Consider the following 23,529-nt stretch of genomic DNA (forward strand, 5'->3'; position numbering starts at 1 on the left):
CGATGACTCTCGAACGCACCAGTTCTTAACCCAGGCCACGTAATATGCGATCGATATATTCAGCAAGCCCTACATAAGTCCTCTCCGCAATCCAAAGTGCCAGTTTTTTAATTGTCCATCGGCTAGTCAGTTGCAGGGAAACTCACAAAAAATATCATTCTCAGTAACGAGCTTTCGACTATACATTCAATCCTCTTGTGAGGCGGGCTTCTAGCCTGCCCCTAAAAGCTTATTGAGAATAGTACCCGCTCTCAGGGGAAACGGAAATTGCATCCAAGGATTTCCTCCTTGAGGCCGATTGGGAAAACTGTACTGTTCGATCGCCCTAATCAATCCAACTTACCTAGATTAGACGCATCAACATATTTTAAAGGAATGACTTATGAACTTCACAGCAAGACTCACACAAACCAGCTTACTTGGTTTAATGCTATTTGCCAGCAATCCAGCGGCAACCTTTGCTCTAGGACAATCGAACACAAGCACTGCATCAACAGCGTCTCGCACTCAGTCTCCGATTGAAACCATACAAATAGCTCATGTATCCACTCCCCAAAAACAGGTGAGAGATTTTTGTGTTCGCCAAAGACAGACACTGGCAAACTATTTCGAGACCAGCAACTTTCGGATATATCTGTGCTACAACCACGCTCATCAACTATATTACTACGGCGTTAAAAAGAGTAACGGCAGCACGATCGCCCTGCGTGCTCGAACTGAAGAGGGGACTGGTTACGTGGCCAAAAATGGTGCCTACGATTACATTGTTACAGGAGCTAGCCTTAGTATTTATAACAAAGGCAAACGCATTCTCGAACAACGAGTGATTCGCTCCCTTTAGTATTTAAATGCGATCGCCCTTTCAAGCCCCGACTTCTTCAAAAAGCCGGGGATCTAACAGAATATCTGGCTTTTCTGCTGAGGCAGATGAAAGTTTGTGTAATTTAACCTCGAACTCAAATGACCGGCGCTTGGCCACCTTTGAGTTTGAGGTTAACAGGTTTCCACCGCCGAATAATCTAAAAATAAAAAAAACCTCCCCAACAAGGATAAGGGAGGGTGAAAAGACAGTGAAAATTTTAAGTTTTTGCAGAATTAACAATAAGGAGTTACATCTTCGCCGCACTCGTCAGCCAAATAACACAAAGCTCGAAAGCGCAGCCCCACCACTTGCTCGTAAAGCGGATTTAACTTGCACAGCGGCGGAATGGATAATAAAGTGCGATCGCCAATTTTGACTTCTCGCTCAAATGGACACTGGCTGGGGATAAACTTACACAGCAACCGAGCCAACTTTTGACTTTTAATTGCAGTGTTATCAAGCCATTCTTTTAGCGGATGCAAGGGGTCAAAGTGTGGCTTTTGACCGTAAGGTTGAGAATTTGTAGCGACATTAACGGCTGTTTCTTGTTTGCCAAATCCTACCCAATTTGGCAGAGTTCGGTAGGAGACTGGATGCTCAAATACGTTCATTTTGCTCTGTTCCTCTTTTATAACGAGGTGCCAAGAACTCTCTGTAGAGCTTGTGCGATATTATCTACAATCAGTATCTACAGCATCTCGTTTTGCTTTACCGGATTGAACTTCTTAAATTAATGACTTAGGGCGAGAAAAGTAGTTCCTGATTTTTTTTAAGACGGTGTGCGGTCTAAAAAGTGTCCTCATTTCAAGCCCAACGATTGATTGATAAGGTAAAAATTCTGTCTTCTACGTTCTAGCTTCAACTTTCGGTTGACTCTCCTTTTGTAGTTCAATTACAATTGTGACGCATTGAGGTGAATTATCCTATACGTGTAAATGCGGAACTTTTAATGAAAGTTATAATGTTTTTAAATAAGCTCTGCTGCAAAAAACCCTGAAACCTCGCCCCAACTATCTTTGCTCGCGATCGCTCATAAACTCCTACAATTAGAAATAATCGGTATCACCGCCCTCACCACCCATGAGTAACCCAGAAACCAAAACTATCACCCGCGAATTGCAAAGCCACGCCGCCATTCTCGGCGGCTGCGTCTCCCTCCTCTGGATTATCGAAATTGTCGATGTATTCCTGTTCCGAGGCAGGCTGAATGACTACGGAGTCCGCCCCCGCAGCCTCGACGGAATTCAAGGAATCCTGTTGATGCCTTTTCTGCACGGCAGTTTTGCTCACTTAGCTGCCAATACCCTCCCTTTTGTGACATTGGGTTGGTTGATAATGCTACGAGAAATTAGCGACTTTTTTATCGTGAGTGCTGTCACTATGCTAGTCAGCGGATTGGGAGTTTGGCTGACCGGCGCGCCTAATTCCGTTCACATTGGTGCTAGCGGATTAATCTTTGGTTACTTCGGCTTTTTGCTGCTGCGGGGCTATTTTGAACGCAGCTTTACATCTATTTTGGTATCTTTAATTGTCGGTTTCTTCTACGGTAGTTTAATTTGGGGAGTTTTGCCCTCGCAGCCGGAAGTTTCCTGGCAAGGGCATTTCTTTGGCTTCGTCGGCGGGGTATTAACAGCTCAACTTTTGGGGCGGCAGAAACGGCGAATTAACTAGAATAAGACTGAGGCTGCATCCTATCATCACCTTGATTTATTGCTCATAAATTATCTAAAAGCGTAGGTTTTTTGTCAATAATCCTGGTTTCTTGTGTAACAATTGTGTCCCGGATAGCAAGACTAACTGCTGACCAATAATTCAACGCGGGCCGGCAAGCACACAGTAAAAACCGAACCGCAACCTAACTCGCTTTCAACGTGCATATCGCCACCCATCATCACGCAAAAGTGACGACTAATAGTCAATCCCAAACCCGTGCCGCCATACTTGCGCGTAGTTGATGCGTCGCCCTGCATAAATGCTTGAAATAAATGCTGCAATTGTTCGGGGGCAATCCCAATGCCCGTATCAGCTACGCGAAAAATTATTGAGTCGGAAGGTTCGGCTATTTCTTGAGTGGTTAAGCTGTCATGTTTAACTCTTTCAATACAGAGGCTAATAGTGCCATGTTCCGTAAATTTGGCTGCATTGCTCAGCAGGTTGAGCAATATTTGACGAGTTTTGGTAATGTCCGCATACATCATTCCCAAGTCGTCAGCACAATCAACTTCAAACTTATTAGAATTTTTATCTACCAAGGCTTTGACAGTAGAAACTACCTCGTCAATTAAATTAACCGGGTTGAAAGTTTCTAAGTAAAGTTCCATCCGCCCCGCTTCAATCTTAGAAATATCTAGAATGTCGCTAATTAAAGATAGCAAGTGTTTGCCCGCTGTTTGAATTTTTTGCAAGTCGGGGATAAAATCTTCGCAGCCTAAATCCTCGGCGTCTTCTTTGAGAATATCGCTGTAACCAATAATCGCGTTGAGGGGAGTTCGCAATTCGTGGCTCATATTAGCTAAAAAGGCGCTTTTGGCTTGGTTTGCAGCTTGAGCGGTTTGAGCGACTTTTTGGAATTCTTCTGCTAATTTGCGCTGGGTAATATCTTCGGCAATACCGACGATGCGGTAAATTTCTCCCGTTTGGTTGCGGACTGGAAAAGCCCGATCGCGCACCCAGCAAACTGAACCCTCCGTTCGCTTAGCCCCCGTAGGGGATCGCACTACCCGATACTCTTCATCATAATCGCCCCGCACCTGTTTCTCAAAAGCAGCCTTGACGCGATCGAGATCCTCCGGGTGAATAGCATCCCAAAAAGCCTCCGGTTCTGACTGCAAACTCTGACAGCTCAAATTCCATATTTTCTCGCAAGCAGGGCTCACATAAACTAGCTGCTTTTGATTGGGTTCTCTAATCCAAAATACCTCATGAATATTTTCTGCCAACTGGCGAAACCGCTCCTCGCTAGCCCGCAACTTCTCGACAGCACTGTGAAATTCAGTCACATCCTGAATCAGCGATGCCACCCCGATAATGCTGCCGTCAGCATCAACCAAAGTCGTATTGTACCACTCGCAAAGAATAATTTTGCCGTCTTTTCTGATGTTCTCGTTAATGCTACTAACTCCTCCTTGATTAGTGAGCAAAGTTATAGATAGTTGCGTGACATACTCCTTAGCACTTTCAGGAACTATGAGATCGACTCCGTGGCGTCCCATAGCTTCCAAGCGGTTGTATCCAAAAATTCTTTCCGCTGACAAATTCCATTCCGCTACTTCAAAGTTTAGATCCCATTCAATTGCTCCCAAAGGAGTTTGGTGAAGATGCAGAGCCAGTTTTTGCTGCGAGTTTTTCAGAGAAATAATTAATTGATTTTTGTCGGCGATCGCAGATTCTACCCGATCTTCGAGAGTAGTAAACGACTCTTCCAATTGACCGGCCATCACATTAAAAGAGCGAGCCAGGACACCCACCTCATCCTCCCGCTCTACAGACGCCATCAAGCCGGGATCTACTGCCATCCCGTCCCATTCTCCCCGCGACAAAGCATCCGCAGCCTTGCTCAGACGCCGAATCGGTACCACAATCCACCTAGAAGTCAGAGCGCCAATCGCCGTTGCCAGCACCAAAGCACCCAGACACATCACCACAGTATACCGAGTGTTGGCATGAATCCTTTCCATAAAATCGGCTTCAGGAACCGTCACCACAATCAACCAATCGAGGCCCCTGCTGTCTAAAAGCGGCGTCACCTGTAGAAATTGCCGTTGACCATCGATCGTAAAATCTAACTGGCGAGATCTGTCAATTTTGTGCAAATCCCCGAAGCGTTCTGTCAAATAGCGGGCGGTCGATCGAATTAGAACATTCTTGCTGCTGGCTGCCACAATCCGTTTTGCAACACCGTTGCTAACAATAAATGGCGGTTCCCGAGTAGAATTTGCCACCAATTGTCCCGACCTTTCTACAATAAAAGTCTGTCCTGATTTGCCAATTTTTAGAGTTTCCAAGAATTGATTGAGCTGGGCAAGTGCCAAGTCAGAACCCAGGATGCCAATCAGTTTACCATCCTCGCCATAAACTGGTTGAGCAGCCGTAATCGCTAGTTTGGGAGCGTCAAAATAATTATAGATTTTACTCCAAGTCGGTTTGCCTGCGCGCACCGGAGCTATGTACCAAGGTCGGACGCGGGGGTCGTAGTTGAGAGTAGTTTTTAATAGCTTGGTTGGTTTCTCGAACTGTGACAGCGCGTAGCTATGCAAATTATAGCCAGTAGATTGATTGGAAATCTGAATTTGCAACTTGCCGTCGTCGAGGCGTTCAACTCCAATAAAATCTTTTTTTTCGGATGCGAATTGAATGTAGCTAATTTTATCAAAAATTTTGATTTGTTTGTAGAAGTAGCGTTGCAAACTATCACTATCCTGCTCGTTCACAATGCCGAGACGGATGGCATCGAGATTGAGCTGATTGATTTGGTGTGGCGTTTCAATATAACTATTAATATGTTGCTGGATACGCGATGTGACTTCTGCCCGCAGTTGTGCGGCAACATCGTTGACGGCTATGCGCCCATTCCGGAGTGACAGCCACCCCGTCAACCCTACCGCAGCGAAAGTCTGGAGGGCAAAAGGCACAACAAGGACGATGCGAATTGGCACTTTTCCCGACATTTTTAAAATCGGGTCGGTCAGATATTTGATTGGCATGGTAAAGCAGAACTATTATGAACCTACAACATTCCGGTCAAGTACAACTTGATGAGCGCAGGTTTTGAAGTAGAGATGGTTTTAGTAGGCAAAGTGCTGTTAATAACTCGGAATCTGCCGCTGGCAACTGAGTTTTTAACGACGGTCACCGTCATCTTAGCGCGATCGCGAGCTTTGGGAACATTGGCGAGCGAGATGAATGCAGTATCAATCTTGGACTTAATCTACACGCTCATATTATTATAGATTTTGAGATTAAAGAATTAAATAATTGGGAAAAAGAGATTCTGTAAGGGTTGAGAACTTGCCTGCTGTTGCATTCTTTTTTTAGACTGGTATCTGAAACTGGGTGTTTTTAGCGTTTCGGCGGTCTGCAACGAACTATTTTCGTGAAAAAAAACCGATGGATAGCCACCCCTGCGTCCAGCACTAACTATTTTTCCACTCCTGACGCCTGCTAATCAAACCAATCGAGTTTTGGGTTGACTCAAGCCTGAAATGACGTATTCTGGCGTTTCAACCCGGTTGCAACGTCAGTTCTCTTTGACCGATAGCGCGATCGAAAGTTATAAGTTTTAACAGGAACTTTAATTGATATCTCCACAAGCAGCTACTTTTGATAGAGTGCAACTTAATTCCAGCTAGGTAAAATAAGCATAGTAGGATGCAACTAGCGGAGGCATGGATGATGAACGCAGTTATGGCTACTCTTGGCACTGCTCTCGGACTGAGCTCCATTTTTATCGGTTTGACCCCGGCGGTTCTCGCCCAACAAAGACTGCAACCAGCGCCCCAATATTCGGAAACGACTTTATCTGGGGACTCGTTGAGGACTGTGGAGGACAGAACCTTAGACTCGGACTACCAAAACTTGATTGGTCAACCAGAAACGGCGCCTAATTCTGCTAGAAGGGAAAGCAGCTTGGGCGACACATTTCGCCTCAAAATCGATGGCCCATTGGAATTTATTACTACTCCTTCGGACGCCCAGCGTCAAGGAAATCCTTTACCTCCAAAACAAACCGACAGCGGTACAGAAGCGGGAGTTCAGCTTCAGCTAGGACTTTAGCACTTTTAAATGAATTCATTTGAAGCAAACGAGCGATCGCGGAATCCACTTTTTGATTCTCGGAGTTATTGTGACTGCGATCGCTTTTTTATCAGAGTTTTATCACAAGTTTTGTGCGGTTTCCATCACACCTGGTTCTTTATTGTGAACATAAGATTAGACCAATTAAACTTCCGATACAGACCGATTAGCTACATATCTTTACAATAGCGCATAAAACTGGCGGTTAAGGTGATGGGAAAAACTCAACTGATCGATTATTTGCGGGGAGAGTTGGCAATATCGAATTCTGCCATCGCCGTTGCTCTCCGACACGGTGAACAAGATGCCAGCGAACTGCCGATGGTTTTGTGGCAGTACGGGTTAGTTACGCTGGAACAATTAAACCTGATTTTTGATTGGATGCAAGCTCAGCCGACTTAGCAATTTAAAATCCTGAGTTAAAAAATATGGATATCGGATTGCAATTTTTTGACAAAGAAAGCTTGCACAAACGGTCGTCGAAAAGTATAGGGTTGAGTGTTTAGGTTGAGGGTGGGTCTTATTTTGTCCCAATTAGAAAAATACAAATATACAGTAGGGACATAGCACTGCTGTGTCCTCATTTTTGTTGCCGCCTAAAATAAACTGCTTTCAATCTATCGCAGAGACGATCGCACTCGACATCAAACAGACGGTATAAAACAAACCCCAGCAACTTTTAGGGTGCCGGGGCTTGTCTTATTTAATTTGGTGGCGGGAAGTGGATTTGAACCACTGACCTTCGGGTTATGAGCCCGACGAGCTACCAGGCTGCTCTATCCCGCGTCGCTTTGTCTCTCTCTAGTGGTTGCCAAAAACAAAACCCTGAAACCTTAAAGATTACAGGGTTTGCTTGAATTTGGTGGCGGGAAGTGGATTTGAACCACTGACCTTCGGGTTATGAGCCCGACGAGCTACCAGGCTGCTCTATCCCGCGTCGCTTTTTGTCTCTCTACTAATATAACCATATCTTTCTGAAAGTTGCAACCCCTAAATCAAAAAAACTTTTTAGATTGTGGGAGGGGTTGCTGAAATCGGCTCAGAGTCTCGATCGCCCTAAAGCATCGAAACTTCCCCGATTACCTCCAAGCGCTTAAAATCGCTGAGAGTCAGGTAAGTTTCCGAAAGAGTTTCGGCGATCGTCGGAGTAATCCACCCCAACTGCTTGAGCAAGTGAATCGCCACAGCAAATTGAGCACGCTTTCCCCCATCCGTCACCTTAATTGCCAAGCCCATGCCTTCGCCAACCCGGCCAATGCACTGCACCCCTTCGGCCCCCGACTTGCTCACCAATTCCCCTTGAGTCAACCGCATCAGTTCCGTGTCAAATTTGCCCTCACCGGCAACCATCATTGGGTGATGAGTCATAGCGCGGACAATCCGTTCCATCTCCACATTGTCGCCAGAGGCCAACTTAGCGTACAAAGACGCCATTTGCCCCAACTGCAACAGATAGGTAGGAGCGCCGCAGTCGTCGCGAGCGCTGATAAACTCTTCCGCAGGCATTGCCAGCAAGTCAGCCACTTTGCCCAAAATAAGCTGCTGGACAGGATGTTTGCGGCGCAAATAAGTGTCCAGAGGCCAGTGCAGTTGCTGACAGACAGCCAGCATTCCGGCGTGTTTGCCGGAGCAATTGTATTGCAGGGCGCTCTTTTTGCCTTCGGGAATGGGGCATTGAAGTTTAGAGGGGTCAATGTCGCAGCGCCACAGGACGTTAAATACCTGGCGCGATTGCTCGATCGTACCTTGATGCGAACTGCAAATAATCGCTAAATCTCGATCGGTCAATTCGTAGCGTTCTAAAGTGCCAGTCCCCGTCACCGCCAAAGCTTGAAAAGGCTTGAGTGAAGAACGGACAAATGAGGCCGTTTCCGAGTTACCAGCAACAGACAGAACGCGCCCGCGGTTGTCGCAGACAGCGGCCTGGGCGCGGTGCCTCGATTCCACAATACCTTCGCGCAGCAATGTGACTTCCAATTCGGGAGCTTGGGTTCGTTTTCCCCTTGTCATATCAATTTTAGATTTTAGATTTTAGATTTTAGATTGGGGTTGAGGAAGTTATGAGTTGCGAGCTGCCAGTTAAGAGTTATAAAGTTAATCTTTCTACGATCGTTTCTCACTCATGCACTCCGTGTGCGTTGTTGGCTGTGCGCGACAATCTCAAAACTCAAAACTCCCTTCCATTCCCGATTACAAACAACTCCAAGTTAGTCCCCCGGCAACCAGCAACACTGTCAAACCATAAAATGTCTGCCGCAGACGCCTGAGAATTGGTTCTAGTTGGTAGTTGACAATCAACTGATCTTGAAGCAAAACTTCGGGAGTTTTAGGCCATGATTGACAATCGTACCAGCCAGACTCTTCGTAGACGACCGTGGGATTTGAAAGGCGCGATCGCACGTAGAACCAACCCAAGTAGAGCCGCAGCAAAGCTAATCCTAGAATAAAACCGGCACCTGCGGCACCGCTAAGGACAAACTGAGCGGGATACTTGACAGGAGCAAAGCTAGAAGCAGCTATCGGCACCGATACCAAGCAACTCCAAGCCCACACCCAAGCTAGTTTTGCCAGGTATCCGGGCCAATTGAGTGTTACCCAGCTAAAAAACCAGGATTCTTTAAGTTCTTGGTATTCATTGATCGGTCGCTGTTCTTGCGGAACGGGACAAATAGAAGCAGAAACGTCTTTCACATTAGCCATCCTCACGGCGTGGGGGAAAAGTCAATGCGTTCGGCGTGTCCCCAGAACGCTTCTAAATTGTAGAACTCCCGCTCTTGAGGCTTCAAAATGTGAATGATGGCGTCGCCGTAGTCCATGACGACCCAACTAGCGTCTGATAGGCCTTGTGTACGAAGTGGCAAGCGTTGCCACTCTTCTTCCACTTGGTCTGCTATTGCTTGGGAGATGGCTCGTACCTGCACGTTGGAAAATCCGGTGATGATCGCAAAGTAGTCTGCCAAATAGCAGACTTCTGCCACCCGGAGCAATACAATATCTACTGCTTTGCGGTCATCGGCTGCTTGGGCAACGGTCATGATCAGGCCACGGGCTTCGTCTTGGGATGTGCCGTCCGTTGCTGTAGATTGGGCCCTGGAGTATTGGAGTTGGGTTAGATCTGACATTAAGTGTTTAATTTCCTAATTGATACGGGTTCTGGAGAATGGGTGCGCTTTCGCGATCAATTGTTGGCAGTTTGAGGCTGGAAATAGGAATTAGCTTGAAGCCAAAAGTAAGGACAGAATTTCTGGTAAATTTTACTTTTAACTTGTGATTTGTTCGATCGACTTCTCCGTCGAATTTCCTGTTTCCGGCGATTCGCGGGCCATTTGCAGCGCCCAATTCCGCGTAAGTACGGTGCGGGGGTGGATGTAGCAGCGAGTTTCTAGCAAATATTTAAGAGAATAATCGCTACTTTGCCACACGGCTGCATAAAGATTTTGCAAGCTTGCCTCGCGCAGTGCTTCTAGTTGGGCTGTGTTGCCGCGGCTCGGCTCTATGCTATCTGCTACAAATACAGTACAACTGAGCTGACTCATGTTTGGTCGGCCGAGGGTGTGATTGGCGATGGCGTCCAAAATTTCTCGATCGACCACCCCGAATTCGTCTCTGGCGACGATCGCGCTTGCGTCTGCGTGCAGCAAATGCGGGTTTGCTTCCAACACTGAGTCTAACTCTAAACCTTCCGCCCTTGCCATTTGCAGGAGCAGTGGAGGTTTGAAGTATTTTGCCAAATCGTGCAACAAACCGGCCGATCGAGCTTTTGCTTCATCGAGGCCGTAATGGCGAGCCAAGTCACCTGCTGTCTGTTCGACTCCGAGGATATGTTTGATGCGGGCAGCAGGAACGCGCTCAGAGAGCCAAGCTAGGACGTTTTCGCGCTGGGGCGGTGCAAGTGTCAAATATTAACTCCAAAATTGTAGGAGCTACTATTTTAGCGTTTTCTTTTAATGGACTGCTGTGTCGCGTAACGGCGGTGTCGTGACATCTCCGGTGCTTCCGGGCGATCGACTGTTTGGGAGATAGGTTATCTTTTCTGATAACTGCTTGAATATTTAAAACAGTAGCTACCTGAACAATTAGTCTAATGGACTTGCTATTTTTGGTAATTATTTCATTTTTTCTCTTTTTAGCTAATGCCCTGAAAGGTTATTTTCTCCTGGAGCCGCTGCTACCTTCTATGGGAATTTTTATGATCCTTTTGTTGAACAGAGGATTTCCCTAAAAATATTAATCAAAATGACTATAACTAACAGTCAAAACTCTTTTTCAGTAATCAATATTTTACTTTTAATCGGGGCAGTCATGGCTGTCTGGATGGCTGGGGGCAAAGTTCCGGTGGTGGTATATTGGGCAATTAAATCAATCACTCCTCAGTATTTCATTTTTTGGGCGTTTATCTTAACGAGCGTTCGTTCTGTAGTGCTCGGAACATCTTTTGGCACTGTAAGCACGGGTGGTTTCCAGCGCTTATATTATTTTGGCAAAGGTGCTAAGATTTTCTCAGAATGACTCGCTGCAACCGTCGCAAATAAAGCTTCATAATGATTCAAAGCTTCCTCAAATCCGTAATTCTCCACAGCATAATTTCTGCCTTGCTCGCCCAACGCATCCACCTTAGCAGGGTGCAAGTACAAATCCTCAACAGCATCAGCCAAAGCCTGCGAATCTTCCGGCGCTACCACCACCCCGCCACCGCTTTGCTGCACTGCTTTCTGGGCCGTACCAGTTTCTGGAACCGACGCCAAAATTGCCCGACCGCTGGCGAGAATTACTTGAATTTTTGAAGGCATATTGAAGTTAGTAACGCGGCGCTTTTGTACGACTAAACTAACATCAGCAGCAGCTAACAATTCGGGCAATTTTTCTCGCGGTTCAAATGGTAGCAGCATTACATTATTAGCTTTGTAAGTTTCGCAATCTTGTTGCAAGCGCGCTAGTGCTGTTGATTCCCCCACAATTACAAAAGCGATTTCGGTTATGTGTTTCAAACGAGCTGCTGCTTGGACAACTGTTTGCAACCCTTGAGTGAGGGCAATATTGCCAGCATAGAGAACGACAAATTTGCCCTTGAGTTTGTGAGTTGCTCGAAATGAGTTATTTTCCTTGGGTAAGGGGCGAATGAAATTGACATCAACCCAATTGGGAACGCAAACTATTTTTTCGGGGGGTACTCCCTGAGAGTGCAATTTTTTGATAAAACCGCTGTCGATGACGCTTACTTGGCTGGCTGTGCAGTAGGCCAATTTTTCCAAAGCGTCAGCAATGCGAACTAGCAGTCCGTTTTTTTTGACCAAGCCGACGCGCACGGCTGCTTCTGAGACGATATCCTGAACGTTGAGGACGATCGGGCAAGCGCGAATCCGGCCGTAAAAGGCGACTGGGACGCAAATCGGTAAAGGGGGCATTGTCGAGAAAATCACGTCGGGACGCCAGCCTCTGAAGGCTTGGACGGCGCTGGAGAGGACAAAACTGCCGTCTAGCAAAAGTCGGTCTAGGAGGGTGGGGTGGGGGCCGTTGACGCGCAGATAGCTGCGCTGAATTGTGACGCCGTTGTGTTCTTCGGTGAGGTAAAATTTGCCCTGATATTGCGGATAAATCCGGCGCTGGGGATAGTTGGGCATTCCTGTGACGACTCGGACTTGGTGGCCGCGCTTGACTAGGCCTTGCGCTAGTTCTGTCATCAGGGGGGCAATGCCGATCGGCTCTGGATAATAGTTATAGGAATAAATTAGAATACGCATAATATTTATTTTGAAGCAAATTGTCCTGCAGCCGCGTGCATCGAGCCTGCACCCGCAGAATTGCAGAGGATGTGGTTGGATTCCGGGTAGGACAATAGGGGGCGAGGGGTTCTTCCACTCCTTGGGAAAGAAGCCGCCCTTACCGGGCGGGTATCGCGCCCTCATGTAATGTTTTTTCGCATTACCAGGCAGTTGCGGCGATCGTCGGTACGGATATAGCGAAGATCGTCTGTGAGCTTGTACATGAACACCAGTCCCCTTTCTCCTTCTCTGTCCAAAGGATCGCGCTGCTCTTGCATGATCGAGTGCAGCTTTGCTTCCAGGTTGAAGGGTTGACCCCTGTCCCAAATCCTAATTTCTAAGTAATCGGCAAACACTTTTACCTCAATGTCTATGGGCGTCGTGGGGGGCAAGTTTTGGTGAGCGTGGCGGACAGCGTTTGTAAAGCCTTCGTTGATTATCAGCCGGCACTGCCACCAGAAATCCGCTGGCAGCAGGGGCAAAACGATATTCTCCAACCATTCCAAAACGGATGTTAAAGCATTCAGGTCTGTTTCAACCTGAAGGTGCGGCTCGGCCTTTGGTTGCTTGTCTTTCATCTTTCTTCCCCCTGGTCGGCCCCCACCACCGCTGTACTCAGCGCCGGAGGGAGAGAAAAAGGAGGGCAAGGTCTTGGCAACATATTAGTTAAGTCAAGCTTGAGTTGAAGAAGCCCGTTTTGCCTCAAGGTGAGCATTCCTTTCGCACCATTTACTCGCACAGCAAATGAGAGACTTTTGATACTGTAACCCGCCTCGGTAGGGCGTTTAAATAGGGAAAATTCCCGAGTCAGCTTGCGAGGAAGTGATTTAAGCTTCGATCGTTTTAGCAGTCGGTACTTTTCTAAACACAGGTGAGTTCTTCTCGTCCTCGAAAATCCTGCTGGGATCATTCGAGTATGACCTCGAACTCGCCAATTGCTCATTATTAATGCTCTGATTGCAGAGCTGGCAACTAGCTGTGCATTTTCTGGGCGTGTGAATTTTAACACTTAATGCTAACGTAGGTATCGCTAGCGATCGTCTGCTTGACTAAGTATCGAGTTCGAGTTTCCGTCCCCCGTCGGCAACAGCACCTCAAAGTTCAGCGGTGGGTTGTTGAGGGTTCCTACACAGCGCCACTATTTTTGTTAAACAGGACTGTTACAGTTTTGACAATTAGTTTGAGGTCATACACCAGGCTCCAGTTTTGTTGGTATTTTAAATCTAAACGGATGACATCTTCAAAATCGCGGACTTGAGAGCGACCGTTGACTTGCCATTCTCCTGTCATCCCTGGTTTGACATCCAAACGCTGCCACTGAGGGACTTCGTAGCGCTCAACTTCGTCTGGGGTAGGCGGTCTAGTGCCGACTAGACTCATTTCGCCTTTGAGCACGTTCCAAAACTGCGGCAGTTCGTCGAGACTGGTTTTGCGTAAGATGCGCCCGACTTTGGTAATCCGCGGGTCGTTGTCATTTTTGAAAAATGCGCCAGAAGCCTGGTTTTGGATTTGGGCTTTCATTGCTTCGGCGTTGGTACACATCGATCGAAATTTCCAAATCCTAAATTGTCTGCCCATCCAGCCACAGCGGGTTTGACCGAAAAATATCGGGCCTGGATCGTTGATAGTGATTGCTGCAGCTATGGGTACGAGCAAAATTCCTGTAATCATCAAACCGACGATTGCTCCAACGACATCTATCAGCCGCTTCACCCACGATTGCACTGAGGGGTGGGTCATCGGTAGCTGATTGTCCGAGGGGTTGGCCTCTATGGGAGTTGAGGTTGCAGAGGGCGGCTCGATCGTCAGCACTTGATCTAGGCTGGTGAGAGCAAATACTGCCATCACCTGTGGCTTGAGGCTCCGGAGCACCAAGTCGCTATCCCGCTGTTTGGCAAATTTCAGATTGCTGACTAAAGCACCGATCCCGCTACTGTCGATGAATGTCGTCTGACTGAAGTCTAGGACAATCTTGCTGGGAACGGTGCTGCCCGAAAAAAGTTGCTGGCAGGTTGTCTTGAAGTTTACGGCTTCAAGTACGCTCAAGCGCACGGGTATGTGAACTGAGGGAATTTCGTCCGAGTACGTTACCCGAAAATCTGCCTCTGGGGTGTGACTGACCATGAAGTCCTGGTTTCAAATTTCAAGCTGATGTCTTTAGCCTATTCTGTCCTAGCAGCTCCACCTTTACCAAATATTATGGTTAACAAAAGGCTAGCTTTATACAAACTTTACAAAAACGCTTTCAAACTCGCCCGCCGAGAATGATATCAAAGGCAAAAATAGACTTAAGTCTACCAGTGCCAGTTTTGGCCCACAGATTTTTGAACGCAGTCGCTGGCAAACTTTGACATAGGAATCAAGATTTTTGTGGATTCAGGCCGATTAATCTTGTCGTTAATAATTTTCGTGCCTGTCTTGCACCCGCTAGCCATCGCAGTTAACAGTTAACAGCTAACACACAAGTCAACAGTTAACGGTTAACTGGAAAACCCCCGTAACTAGCGTCGGGGGATGAGATTAAGAATTGTACACGTTTTCTGACTGGGAGGTTTCGCGGGTGATAGGTTGGACTTTGGCTTTGGCTTTGGCTGCGTTGCGTTTGAGGGCCTGGAGACGAGCTTCGTATTTAGCCCGCTGCTGTTTTTTGGAGGTTTGCTCGATTAAGGTTTTTAAGGCGCTGCCGAGGCTTTTGTAGGCGTTTGGGAGAGTGTAGCCGAAGCGGGTTGCCAGGGCGAGGGCTTTTTCGTCGGCGTCTACTGCTTCTTTTAGACTTTTCTCTCCGTTGTTTTTTTGGTAAAGTCTCCAGCCGGAGACGCCGCACAGGGATAGGGCTAGTAACAGCAGCAAGCCGTCTTGCACCCAAAGTTCACCGACGGCGCCACCTAAACCAATGGCGAGGGCTGCCATTTCCCAACCGTCTCTGGCGATGGTGTCGTTTTGGATTCTGGCGACTTCGTGCCAAAATAGGAGGTTCCGCTGATCCATTGCTAGCTGTTCCCAGCGGATCAGGTCTATTTGGATTTCTACCTGGTCTTTGCCTATTTCTTCGCTGCGGATCAGGGTAGGATTAACTTCTATTGTTTTTTCTACTGTTACCCAACTTTGGAGTTCAGGGGGCAGTATGTTTTTCAAGCGCCGGATCTCACTCATCTCGGCTCTTGCTGTAGAGGTTGCATAGGATGTCATAGCTCCGGCCTATTGATTTTCCAAAGGTTAATATGTGTCTATTTCTGGAGTATAGCAAACCTTTAATCAAAATCTAGTCGAGTAACGGGGGTTGATTGACCAATACTGGCAAATTTACTTGATTTTACTCTCTGGGGGCGATCGCAACTGCCGACTCGATCATTGACTTTCGACTATTTCATCAACGGTTCGATTTCTTGTGGCAATTTCGACCAAGCCGACAAAACTTCCGGCTTAGAAGTTATGCCTTTTTGAACTAAAACAACTCCGTCCAATACTTCAGCAATTCCGTACAAACCTCGCCGTAGAGCTTCATCAGTAAAACGCACTCCCGCCCGAACTCTACCTCTGTCAACGGGAACTTTTAAATTGTTTTGCTGCAACTGCCACAAATCTAACAACGCATAATCGACATCGACTACTTTTCCCTCTTCGTCTTTCATCTGTATCACTTCTAAACGGATGATGTTCCGGCGGCCCGAAAGGTGGGAAACGATATAACCGCTGGTAGAAATGCTAGCATCTCGGGGAATCCAACTTAAGACTTTTTTGACATTAGCTGCGTGTCCGAGTTGAGCCGGCAAAGATTGATAAACCCAAGGTTGAAAAGAATAAGGAGAGATGAAATACAAAGCTCGATTCGGATTGGAAGTGTACGTAAGCAGTATTGACAGACCGCTACACCCAATCCCGAAGCGGTGGAACCTGGGTTTGAATTTATCTTGATGTTGCGACCACCACAGGATTGTACCGTAAAATAACCCCGGAATTACAGCAAATGTGTAGCGGGTGTTGATAGAAGTAGCGGCTTGATTAACAACTTGCAGCAACAGGAGCAGTAAAGGAAAAACAGTCATTAACCAGGCGCTAGGAGCGATCACAAAAATTTCTGGCGGGGAGAGGTATTGTTCACTGCTGCTGAGAAAATTGACTTCAACTTCGCCTTGAAAGTGCAAAGATGAAGTTGGACTTTTTGGAACCTTTGAACAGGGGGCAGTTTAGAGGTTGGAGGGTGCTGTCGGAATTGCTGCTGTCGATCGCCCATACTGCCTAATCTATCTCAAATGATGATTTTTTAGCCAGCGGACGATCGCCACTCCTCCACCACTTCTGTCGTGTCAACGGGGGTTGCGGGATAAGTGCGATCGAGAAAATTTTATCATGCTAAATTTGAGCCAGCTTATCTTGAGGGAAAACGCGGGCGATCGACAATCTAGATTCTCCCAGCAGATCAGCCAGAAAAACCCTCTTACTCCCACCCGAACTTTTTACTTCATGAGGTTGTAATTGTCAATGGTAAATTATTTAGTGAACAAATGGCCGGAGTATTTTAAACCCGGTATGACGCCCAGAAAAAAACGCATTATTAGCTTTATACTCGCCTTCCTCCTAACTTTCATCACTTATCAAGTAATCCTAGAAATCCTCACAGTAGAAATTCCAATTTTCGGCTTTCACGATATTGTTGACCTTCGGAATCCCCAGGAAATACCGCCGCGAAAAGAATTTCCTGGCGACTACAGCCAGCAAAATTTGGAACCTTTTTTAGATTATTTAGTTAGCCATAACTATTGGTTTTTGTCATCCCAAGAGCTTTACGAGTATTTCATAGCAAATCCCAAAAAACTGGTGCCGAGTGAATATCGCGATCGCCCAAAAGTCATGATTACTTTTGACGACGGAAATAAAAGCATTTATACGCACTTACTGCCGATTTTAGAAACTCTCGAAAATAAATACGGCAAAAAAACCAAAGTAGTTGTATTTATCAACTCCGGCTTCTTGGGTCATCAGGACTCCCTCATAAAAAAGGTAACTTGTCAAGACTTGAGAGACGGAATGCAAAAAGGTTTTTATGATATTCAATCCCACGGACTGAATCATGAAAATTTAACAAAAATTTCTCTGACAGCATTAGACCGAGAATTATCTGAAGATCAAATTAGACTGAGGAAATGCACCCAAGATTTAGACCAAAATCGAACAGTCGCCTCACACATAGCCTACCCGTTTGGCGCTGTCAACAAACAAGTTGACAAATACGTTGCCAAATATTTCTCATCAGGATACTTGTACGACAGTTTAAAATTAAAACTGCGGTTTTTTCCACCAAATAAATACCGAATTTCGAGGTTAACAGTCAATAAAAAACACTCCGCAAAAAGACTCAGCAACTTAGCTTCAGGAAGCTGGCTCCACAAATTAATTGGCAAATAAGCCGGAGATATTCTATTATGTGTGAACAAAAAAGATGTGTAGTAATATCCTGTGCCGTAAATTAACCGTTATTCCGGTGGGGGTTAGGTTCGTAATTATCTATCACAAAGCGCAAAAACTCCCATAAACCCGCCCCGGCCGATATCTTGCGGTCAACCAACCGTACTTGATATAAATTAGAATCCCAAACATCAGAGGTAAAAGACATGGTAAAACCAGAAAATAGTTTAGCAGTTGCTGCGGTTTCCCAACGCGCAGACGCGCTGGATGCCCTGCGCGGACTAGCAGTTTTAGCAATGGTTTTATCCGGTACAATAGCCCGGAAAACATTGCCGGCGTGGATGTATCACGCCCAACTGCCACCGCCCGACCACATTTTTAATAACAAACTGCCGGGATTAACCTGGGTTGATTTAGTTTTCCCCTTCTTTTTGTTTGCAATGGGGGCTGCGATACCGCTAGCTTTGTCGCGCCGCATCGCCAAGGGATGGGATACAAAAAAAGTGATTTTATCTATTTTGCAAAGAGGCTTTTTGTTAGCGTCATTTGCGATATTTCTCCAGCACATTCGCCCGACTATAATTAACCCAGACGCATCCATCCCGCAGAAGTGGTGGATGGCATTGTTGGGATTTTTAATATTATTTTTGATGTATGTTCGCTGGCCGTCTAGATGGTCTGTGTGGCGGCGGAGATCTTTAACCCTTGCTGCTTGGAGTGCGGGGATTGGCTTCGTATCTCACATCAAATATCCCAACGGTATAGGATTTTTAGTTAACCGTAGCGATATTATCTTGATTGTACTAGCAAATATGGCCGTTTTCGGCTCGCTAATTTGGCTGTTTACTCGTTCAAATACGTGGTTGCGAGTGGGATTTTTGGGCTTGCTGTTGGCGGCGCGGCTGTCTTCTCATACTGACGGTTGGATTAATTTAGTTTCGCTGTACTCTCCTGCACCTTGGCTGTTTCAATTTGATTATTTAAAGTATTTGTTTGTGGTGATTCCCGGTACGATTGTGGGCGATTTGCTGGGTCGGTGGATAGAGTATTGTTCGCCGGAAGAGGCGAGTTATGCTAGCTGGAAGAGTTGGCGCTATTTTAGCCTTATGGTTTTGATGTTAGCTGTCAATTTAGTATTGTTAATTGGACTGCAAGCTAGATGGGTGTGGCAGACTGCATTAGTGACGGTGATGCTGTGTTTGTGCGCTTTGGTTTTGTTGAGAAAGCCAGGGAATGTCACGGAAAATTTCTTGAACCGCCTTTACAAATGGGGGTTTTATTGGCTGGTTTTGGGTTTGCTGTTTGAACCTTATGAAGGTGGCATCAAGAAAGATTCAGCGACGATAAGTTACTTGTTTTTAACGGCGGGAATGGCGATTTTGCTGTTGATTGGGTTGACTATAATTATCGATGTGTTTCAAAGAAAATGGTTTTTGCAGTTGTTTATTGATAACGGGGTAAATCCGATGATTGGCTATGCAGGATTTGCGAATGTTATCTGGCCCATTCTGGTTTTAAGTAAATTGGAACCGGTGATTATTGAGATGACTTCAACCAATCCGTTTATGGGGTTTTTGAGGGGGTTGGGATATACGACTATTCTGGCGTTAATGGTGGTAGTGTTTACGAGGTTTAAACTGTTTTTGAGGACATAAATTTTGAGGTTTGTAGTAAGAATTTTAGTGCTTATTGATTCAAAACTAAGGGAGAGGACTTCCGTCCTCTCTACGAACTTATTAAGATTGGAGCGACTTCAAAATACCGCTTTCCAACTGATAAATGGCAGCCATAATCCCGCTTTCAGGATTTGTGAGTAGGGACTTTTTGACATCTTTTAAGTATTCTAAAATATGTTCCCGCAAAATCGGTCTTTCTACTTTGACTGTGTGATTGTAATCCCACAAATCCCAAATGATAATCCCGATGCCGACAATAGGGTCGATTAAACTTACTCCCAACTGACTAGCCACTGTACCGCCTGTTTTTGTAGCTACCTTGGCGGCGGCTTTGCTGGCAACTTTTGCGGTAACTTTACTACCAACTTTAGCTGCTACTCCCAAAATTAAGGGTTTAGCAATTAAGTAGCCACTGCCCCCAACTAATACTTTTAATGATAAATTAGAGACGTTTCCTTTGTCGCTAATTGTGGTGGCAATATCGTTCAGATATTTGTCCCAGTGTACTTGCGGTATATTATAATTGTTTTGAACTACTTTCACATTCTTGCTAACTTCGGCTATGTACAAGTTAGCAGTATCTTGAGTGATTAATTGAAATCGCAGTTGGGCGTTTTTGGGAACCAGAACGCGGTTAGCAAATTCTCTTTGAAAGTCTTCGGTTAATTTTTCGGAAACAGTTTGAGAAGCTGCTGTCATATCAAATCTGTTGAGTACGGCAGATTTCACGAAATTAAAAGGTACGGTAAACTCCATCTTTTTTTGATTGAAGTAATCAAAGTACCAATCTAGAAAACTGTTATCAACTCTTGCAATTACTTCGGTTTCCCATTTGTCCAATTCTTTTGACGCGAAAGTTTCGGCAGTTATATGGGATTGTTGGATAGCGTTTTTAATGTCTTGGTTGACTTTGCTAAAATCGTGCGGTGGCGAGACTACAACTGCTGTGGTTCCGGTATTTGTTAGTGACTGGGAAATTAGAAAGTTACCTAATAGGGGAATGATGACTACTAGAATTACGATCGTCCAAATCATCGGTGTCACAGTTTTGATAAAGTGACCGATAACTCTGAGACGTTCTGTTTTCTCTGAGTAGCTAATTTTTTCTTTGTCTTGACTCATGGCGGTTCCTCAATAGATGAGAATTTCTGGCTAGTTTTGATTATAGGCGGCGTTTTGTGCGATCGTGTTACGGGCGTGCGGCCTGAGATTCTGGAAAAGTTGGGGAAAAGTGCGCGCGAGGGAGGCTACCCCAAAGGGAATCGCGAGTTTTTAATTCTTGACTGCATAGAAATTAAAGTGGTACTATTTTTGAATATATCTCAAGCTGTTAATATGACCTTAGATCCTTTGCTCCACAAGCTAGCAGCCATAAATCAAGCTTTATCTGCCCTTTCAGCAGAAACCTGCACGGCGGCCGGATGCAATCAAGCTGTTTCAAAACCAGGTCACAAATTATGCTACGAACATTGGAAAGCTAACAACGCTCAACCCGTGTCAGCGCCCAAACCTAAACCCCAACAATCCTCTTCCCCCTCACTTCTGTCCGCTACCAGCATCAGCGAGAAACTAGAAATATCAAAGCACAAAGTCAACCCAATTTTAGCAGAGTTAGGATTGGTAAACAAAGAGCGCAACGGCTGGGTAGCCACTAAGCGGGGAATAGGTTTTGGGGCGGTGCAAAAAACCTACCCTCAAGATAACACTCCTTATGTACTTTGGCCGGAATCTATACTGACAAATCAAGTTTTTCTAGCGACTATTGAGAGTCTTAAAGGTGACAATTCAGAACAGAGCAAAACAGAAGTAAACACAAAGCTAGGGTTCCGCGAGAAGTTCCGAGCGAGTGCACAGCATCGAACAACCGACGGTCATTTTGTGCGGTCTAAAGCTGAAGTTTTGATTGATAATTGGCTCTATATGGCGGAGCTAGTTCACGCCTATGAACGCCGACTACCCATAGAGGAAGAAGCTTACTGTGACTTTTATATTCCTGGGGGGAAAGTGTATATTGAATACTGGGGATATGAGAACAACCCGGAGTATGTGGCGCGTAAGAAAGTGAAGCAAGAACTATATCAGAAGTACGAACTAAACCTGATTGAGTTAACAGATGAACACATCAAGAACTTGGATGATTATTTGCCTAGAATGTTATTAACATTTGGCGTAATTGTAAATTGATTGAAAAGTACGATCGCACTCTTCATCCGCGTTAATCTGCCTGTATCAGCGGTTCATAAAAAAATAAAAGAGCGATCGCCCTTTAACCCTCCTTTAAACTCGATCGTCCTTATCTCATTATCTTTCTCTTCATCCGCGTTCATCTGCGTGAATCCGCCTACATTAGCGGTTCCAAAAAAAATAAGGTGAGCAACGCCCACCTTACTCTCTTACTAAAAACGATTAAACCTTCGCTTCATTCTTCACCAAATTACCCCAACCCAAATCCTTCAGCGAATTATTCCGGCGCAACGGACGAGTCACCAACTCCAAAATATCCCGCGCATTACCAAAGCCGTGAATCTGAGCAAAAGTAAACTCAACAGACCACTTAGTATTAATTCCCCGCGCTTCCAAAGGATTAGCGTGAGCCATACCAGTAATCACCAAGTCAATATTCTGCTCGTAAATCCGCTGAAGCTGATTGTAATTGTCGGGTTTTTCCACAATCCGAGGAGTAGGAACTCCCATCTCGTGACAAGTCTTTTCTAACAACGCCAACTCGGCTGCTTGATAGCGCTTGTCCATGTAAGGAATGCCGATTTCCGGGCAAGTCATGCCGCAGCGAATCAAGAAACGTGCTAAAGAAATCTCCAGCAAATTATCGCCCATAAAGAAGACAGATTTACCGCGAATTATTTGCAGGTAATCTTCCAAACCAGCCCAAATTTGCGCTTCCCGTTCGTCCAAACCTTTTGGTTCAATTCCCAACACCGAGCAAATCTTTTCAATCCAAGCGCGAGTTCCGTCAGGGCCGATCGGGAATGGAGCACCAATTAACTTACACTTGCGGCGGCGCATCAACGTAGAAGCAGTCCGCGACAAGAAGGGATTCATGCCCGATACATAATAGCCTTCTTCCAATACTGGCAATTCTGTGTATCGCTTGGAAGGAAGCCAACCGGACACTTTGATTCCTTGCTTCTTCAATTCTAAGGTTAGCTGAGTAACAACCGGGTCGGGCAAAGAACCGAAAAGTACCAGCGGTGTGTGCTTGACATATTCCGATTCATCTGCTGCAACTTCCTCTTTTTTCTTGCCGAAATTCAGCAGTTGAGAGATAGCATTTCGTTCTTGTTTCTGAGATTCCATCACGGGCGCTTTCTCAGGGCATTTAGCAGCCATCGCTGCTAAAACGGTATCTTCTCCTTGAGTAAAGGCGTAATCCAAGCCGTTAGCGCGCGCTGTGACGATGGGAATGCCAATTTCGGCTTCCAGCTTCGGTGCTAACCCTTCCAAATCCATTTTGATGATTTCGGTGGTGCAAGTGCCGATCCAAACAATTACACTGGGGTTACGATCGCGCTTAATTTGCAAGCACAGCCGCTTCAACTCATCATAATCGTTTAACTGAGCGGAAATATCGCCCTCTTCCAACTCAGCCATCGCATAGCGAGGCTCAGCAAAAATCATCACGCCCATTGCGTTTTGCAAGAAATAGCCGCAAGTCTTGGTACCGATGACCAAGAAAAAGCTATCTTCAATTTTTTGATAAAGCCAAGCTACGCAGCTAATCGGACAAAATGTGTGATAATTGCCTGTTTCGCATTCAAAGTTTAAAGCTTCCGGTTCATTAGTAGTAATAGCAGTCATATCTCAAATCTTCTCCCTTTAAATTGTTTTTAGTCTGAAACAGGACTTGCGGCGGAGCGAGGAAACACCTGGATTTTGCGAGCGCCTGGCTGCGATCGCGGACGAGAGAAATAGGTTGTTTTTCCTCTCAAACGCGAACAGGCACATGAGCGAAAAAAAATCTGTTTTTTGCGATCGCGCTTTCGCAGCGAACAATAAATAGAAATACCTGATT

23 protein-coding genes and 2 tRNA genes are annotated in these 23,529 nt (G+C 45.8%); 9 read left to right on the plus strand and 16 right to left on the minus strand.

All coding sequences use genetic code 11. The features are described from left to right. Positions 1–382 precede the first annotated feature (382 nt). Positions 383–841 (plus strand): hypothetical protein, encoded by a 459-nt coding sequence (locus QT994_RS16550; protein ID WP_333048530.1) that lies wholly within the window; start codon positions 383–385, stop codon positions 839–841. A 254-nt stretch (positions 842–1,095) separates the two neighbouring features. Here the strand turns inward: QT994_RS16550 and QT994_RS16555 are convergent, their stop codons facing one another. After that, the gene (locus tag QT994_RS16555) at positions 1,096–1,473 is read right to left on the minus strand and encodes a Mo-dependent nitrogenase C-terminal domain-containing protein (protein ID WP_333176229.1); all 378 of its coding nucleotides are present in this window, start codon (positions 1,471–1,473) and stop codon (positions 1,096–1,098) included. Positions 1,474–1,942: 469 nt separating this feature from the next. Here QT994_RS16555 and QT994_RS16560 point away from each other — a divergent pair, with 469 nt between their 5' ends. Next, positions 1,943–2,533, plus strand: a complete 591-nt coding sequence (locus QT994_RS16560) for a rhomboid family intramembrane serine protease (RefSeq protein ID WP_333176231.1) — start codon at positions 1,943–1,945, stop codon at positions 2,531–2,533. A 122-nt stretch (positions 2,534–2,655) separates the two neighbouring features. On the opposite strand, the gene QT994_RS16565 is transcribed toward QT994_RS16560, so the two are convergent. After that, positions 2,656–5,565 carry a PAS domain S-box protein gene (locus QT994_RS16565; protein ID WP_333176233.1) on the minus strand — a complete coding sequence of 970 codons (2,910 nt, stop codon included), beginning with the start codon at positions 5,563–5,565 and terminating at the stop codon, positions 2,656–2,658. A gap of 51 nt (positions 5,566–5,616) precedes the next feature. Between QT994_RS16565 and QT994_RS16570 the strand changes: the two genes are divergently transcribed. From QT994_RS16570 to QT994_RS16580, 3 genes are all read left to right on the plus strand, one after another. Next, the gene (locus QT994_RS16570) at positions 5,617–5,811 is read left to right on the plus strand and encodes a hypothetical protein (protein ID WP_333176235.1); all 195 of its coding nucleotides are present in this window, start codon (positions 5,617–5,619) and stop codon (positions 5,809–5,811) included. Positions 5,812–6,250: 439 nt separating this feature from the next. Then, the gene (locus tag QT994_RS16575) at positions 6,251–6,634 is read left to right on the plus strand and encodes a hypothetical protein (RefSeq protein WP_333176237.1); all 384 of its coding nucleotides are present in this window, start codon (positions 6,251–6,253) and stop codon (positions 6,632–6,634) included. A 234-nt stretch (positions 6,635–6,868) separates the two neighbouring features. After that, the gene (locus QT994_RS16580; RefSeq protein ID WP_333176239.1) at positions 6,869–7,057 is read left to right on the plus strand and encodes a DUF2949 domain-containing protein; all 189 of its coding nucleotides are present in this window, start codon (positions 6,869–6,871) and stop codon (positions 7,055–7,057) included. Positions 7,058–7,364: 307 nt separating this feature from the next. Here QT994_RS16580 and QT994_RS16585 read toward each other — a convergent pair. The 6 genes from QT994_RS16585 to yqeK form a co-directional block, all read right to left on the minus strand. Then, positions 7,365–7,441: transfer RNA gene (locus QT994_RS16585), tRNA-Met, on the minus strand. A gap of 74 nt (positions 7,442–7,515) precedes the next feature. Continuing rightward, positions 7,516–7,592: transfer RNA gene (locus tag QT994_RS16590), tRNA-Met, on the minus strand. Positions 7,593–7,711: 119 nt separating this feature from the next. Further along, positions 7,712–8,665, minus strand: coding sequence for an asparaginase (locus QT994_RS16595; protein WP_333176241.1), 954 nt, complete (start codon positions 8,663–8,665; stop codon positions 7,712–7,714). A gap of 180 nt (positions 8,666–8,845) precedes the next feature. Beyond that, the gene (locus QT994_RS16600; RefSeq protein ID WP_333176243.1) at positions 8,846–9,355 is read right to left on the minus strand and encodes a CGLD27 family protein; all 510 of its coding nucleotides are present in this window, start codon (positions 9,353–9,355) and stop codon (positions 8,846–8,848) included. Positions 9,356–9,357: 2 nt separating this feature from the next. Continuing rightward, on the minus strand, positions 9,358–9,777 hold the full coding sequence (gene rsfS / locus QT994_RS16605) for a ribosome silencing factor (RefSeq protein WP_333176245.1): 420 nt from the start codon (positions 9,775–9,777) through the stop codon (positions 9,358–9,360). Between the two features lie 138 nt (positions 9,778–9,915). Then, positions 9,916–10,554, minus strand: coding sequence for a bis(5'-nucleosyl)-tetraphosphatase (symmetrical) YqeK (yqeK, locus tag QT994_RS16610; protein ID WP_333176247.1), 639 nt, complete (start codon positions 10,552–10,554; stop codon positions 9,916–9,918). A 337-nt stretch (positions 10,555–10,891) separates the two neighbouring features. Here yqeK and QT994_RS16615 point away from each other — a divergent pair, with 337 nt between their 5' ends. Continuing rightward, positions 10,892–11,164: a hypothetical protein gene (locus QT994_RS16615; protein WP_333176249.1), complete on the plus strand. Its 273-nt coding sequence runs from the start codon at positions 10,892–10,894 to the stop codon at positions 11,162–11,164. Here QT994_RS16615 and QT994_RS16620 read toward each other — a convergent pair. The 5 genes from QT994_RS16620 to QT994_RS16640 form a co-directional block, all read right to left on the minus strand. Then, a complete protein-coding gene (locus QT994_RS16620) occupies positions 11,128–12,396 on the minus strand; it encodes a WcaI family glycosyltransferase (RefSeq protein ID WP_333176251.1) in 1,269 nt (422 codons plus the stop codon). The two genes, QT994_RS16615 and QT994_RS16620, sit on opposite strands and share 37 nt — an antisense overlap. Before the next feature lie 161 nt (positions 12,397–12,557). Beyond that, positions 12,558–12,995 carry an ATP-binding protein gene (locus tag QT994_RS16625; protein ID WP_333048542.1) on the minus strand — a complete coding sequence of 146 codons (438 nt, stop codon included), beginning with the start codon at positions 12,993–12,995 and terminating at the stop codon, positions 12,558–12,560. A 547-nt stretch (positions 12,996–13,542) separates the two neighbouring features. Beyond that, positions 13,543–14,541, minus strand: coding sequence for a sugar transferase (locus tag QT994_RS16630; protein ID WP_333176253.1), 999 nt, complete (start codon positions 14,539–14,541; stop codon positions 13,543–13,545). 396 nt (positions 14,542–14,937) lie between these two features. Then, on the minus strand, positions 14,938–15,606 hold the full coding sequence (locus QT994_RS16635) for a DUF3318 domain-containing protein (protein WP_333048544.1): 669 nt from the start codon (positions 15,604–15,606) through the stop codon (positions 14,938–14,940). A gap of 173 nt (positions 15,607–15,779) precedes the next feature. After that, positions 15,780–16,562, minus strand: coding sequence for a DUF2079 domain-containing protein (locus tag QT994_RS16640; protein WP_333176255.1), 783 nt, complete (start codon positions 16,560–16,562; stop codon positions 15,780–15,782). 337 nt (positions 16,563–16,899) lie between these two features. Here QT994_RS16640 and QT994_RS16645 point away from each other — a divergent pair, with 337 nt between their 5' ends. Continuing rightward, positions 16,900–17,823, plus strand: coding sequence for a polysaccharide deacetylase family protein (locus QT994_RS16645; protein WP_333176258.1), 924 nt, complete (start codon positions 16,900–16,902; stop codon positions 17,821–17,823). Between the two features lie 61 nt (positions 17,824–17,884). On the opposite strand, the gene QT994_RS16650 is transcribed toward QT994_RS16645, so the two are convergent. Further along, the gene (locus tag QT994_RS16650; RefSeq protein WP_333176260.1) at positions 17,885–18,031 is read right to left on the minus strand and encodes a hypothetical protein; all 147 of its coding nucleotides are present in this window, start codon (positions 18,029–18,031) and stop codon (positions 17,885–17,887) included. Here QT994_RS16650 and QT994_RS16655 point away from each other — a divergent pair. Beyond that, positions 18,030–19,478, plus strand: a complete 1,449-nt coding sequence (locus QT994_RS16655; RefSeq protein ID WP_333176263.1) for a DUF5009 domain-containing protein — start codon at positions 18,030–18,032, stop codon at positions 19,476–19,478. The genes QT994_RS16650 and QT994_RS16655 overlap by 2 nt on opposite strands. Positions 19,479–19,559: 81 nt before the next feature. Here QT994_RS16655 and QT994_RS16660 read toward each other — a convergent pair whose 3' ends face one another. Continuing rightward, entirely contained in the window at positions 19,560–20,621 is a 1,062-nt protein-coding gene (locus QT994_RS16660) for a hypothetical protein (RefSeq protein ID WP_333176265.1), read from the minus strand. On the opposite strand from QT994_RS16660, the gene QT994_RS16665 reads away from it, so the two are divergent. Next, positions 20,613–21,683, plus strand: coding sequence for a hypothetical protein (locus tag QT994_RS16665; protein WP_333176267.1), 1,071 nt, complete (start codon positions 20,613–20,615; stop codon positions 21,681–21,683). The two genes, QT994_RS16660 and QT994_RS16665, sit on opposite strands and share 9 nt — an antisense overlap. Before the next feature lie 222 nt (positions 21,684–21,905). Here QT994_RS16665 and QT994_RS16670 read toward each other — a convergent pair whose 3' ends face one another. Continuing rightward, a complete protein-coding gene (locus QT994_RS16670) occupies positions 21,906–23,315 on the minus strand; it encodes a ferredoxin:protochlorophyllide reductase (ATP-dependent) subunit N (protein WP_199292772.1) in 1,410 nt (469 codons plus the stop codon). Positions 23,316–23,529 lie beyond the last annotated feature (214 nt).

It is taken from the genome of Microcoleus sp. S13_B4 (genome assembly GCF_036700885.1).
Taxonomy (GTDB): domain Bacteria; phylum Cyanobacteriota; class Cyanobacteriia; order Cyanobacteriales; family Microcoleaceae; genus Microcoleus.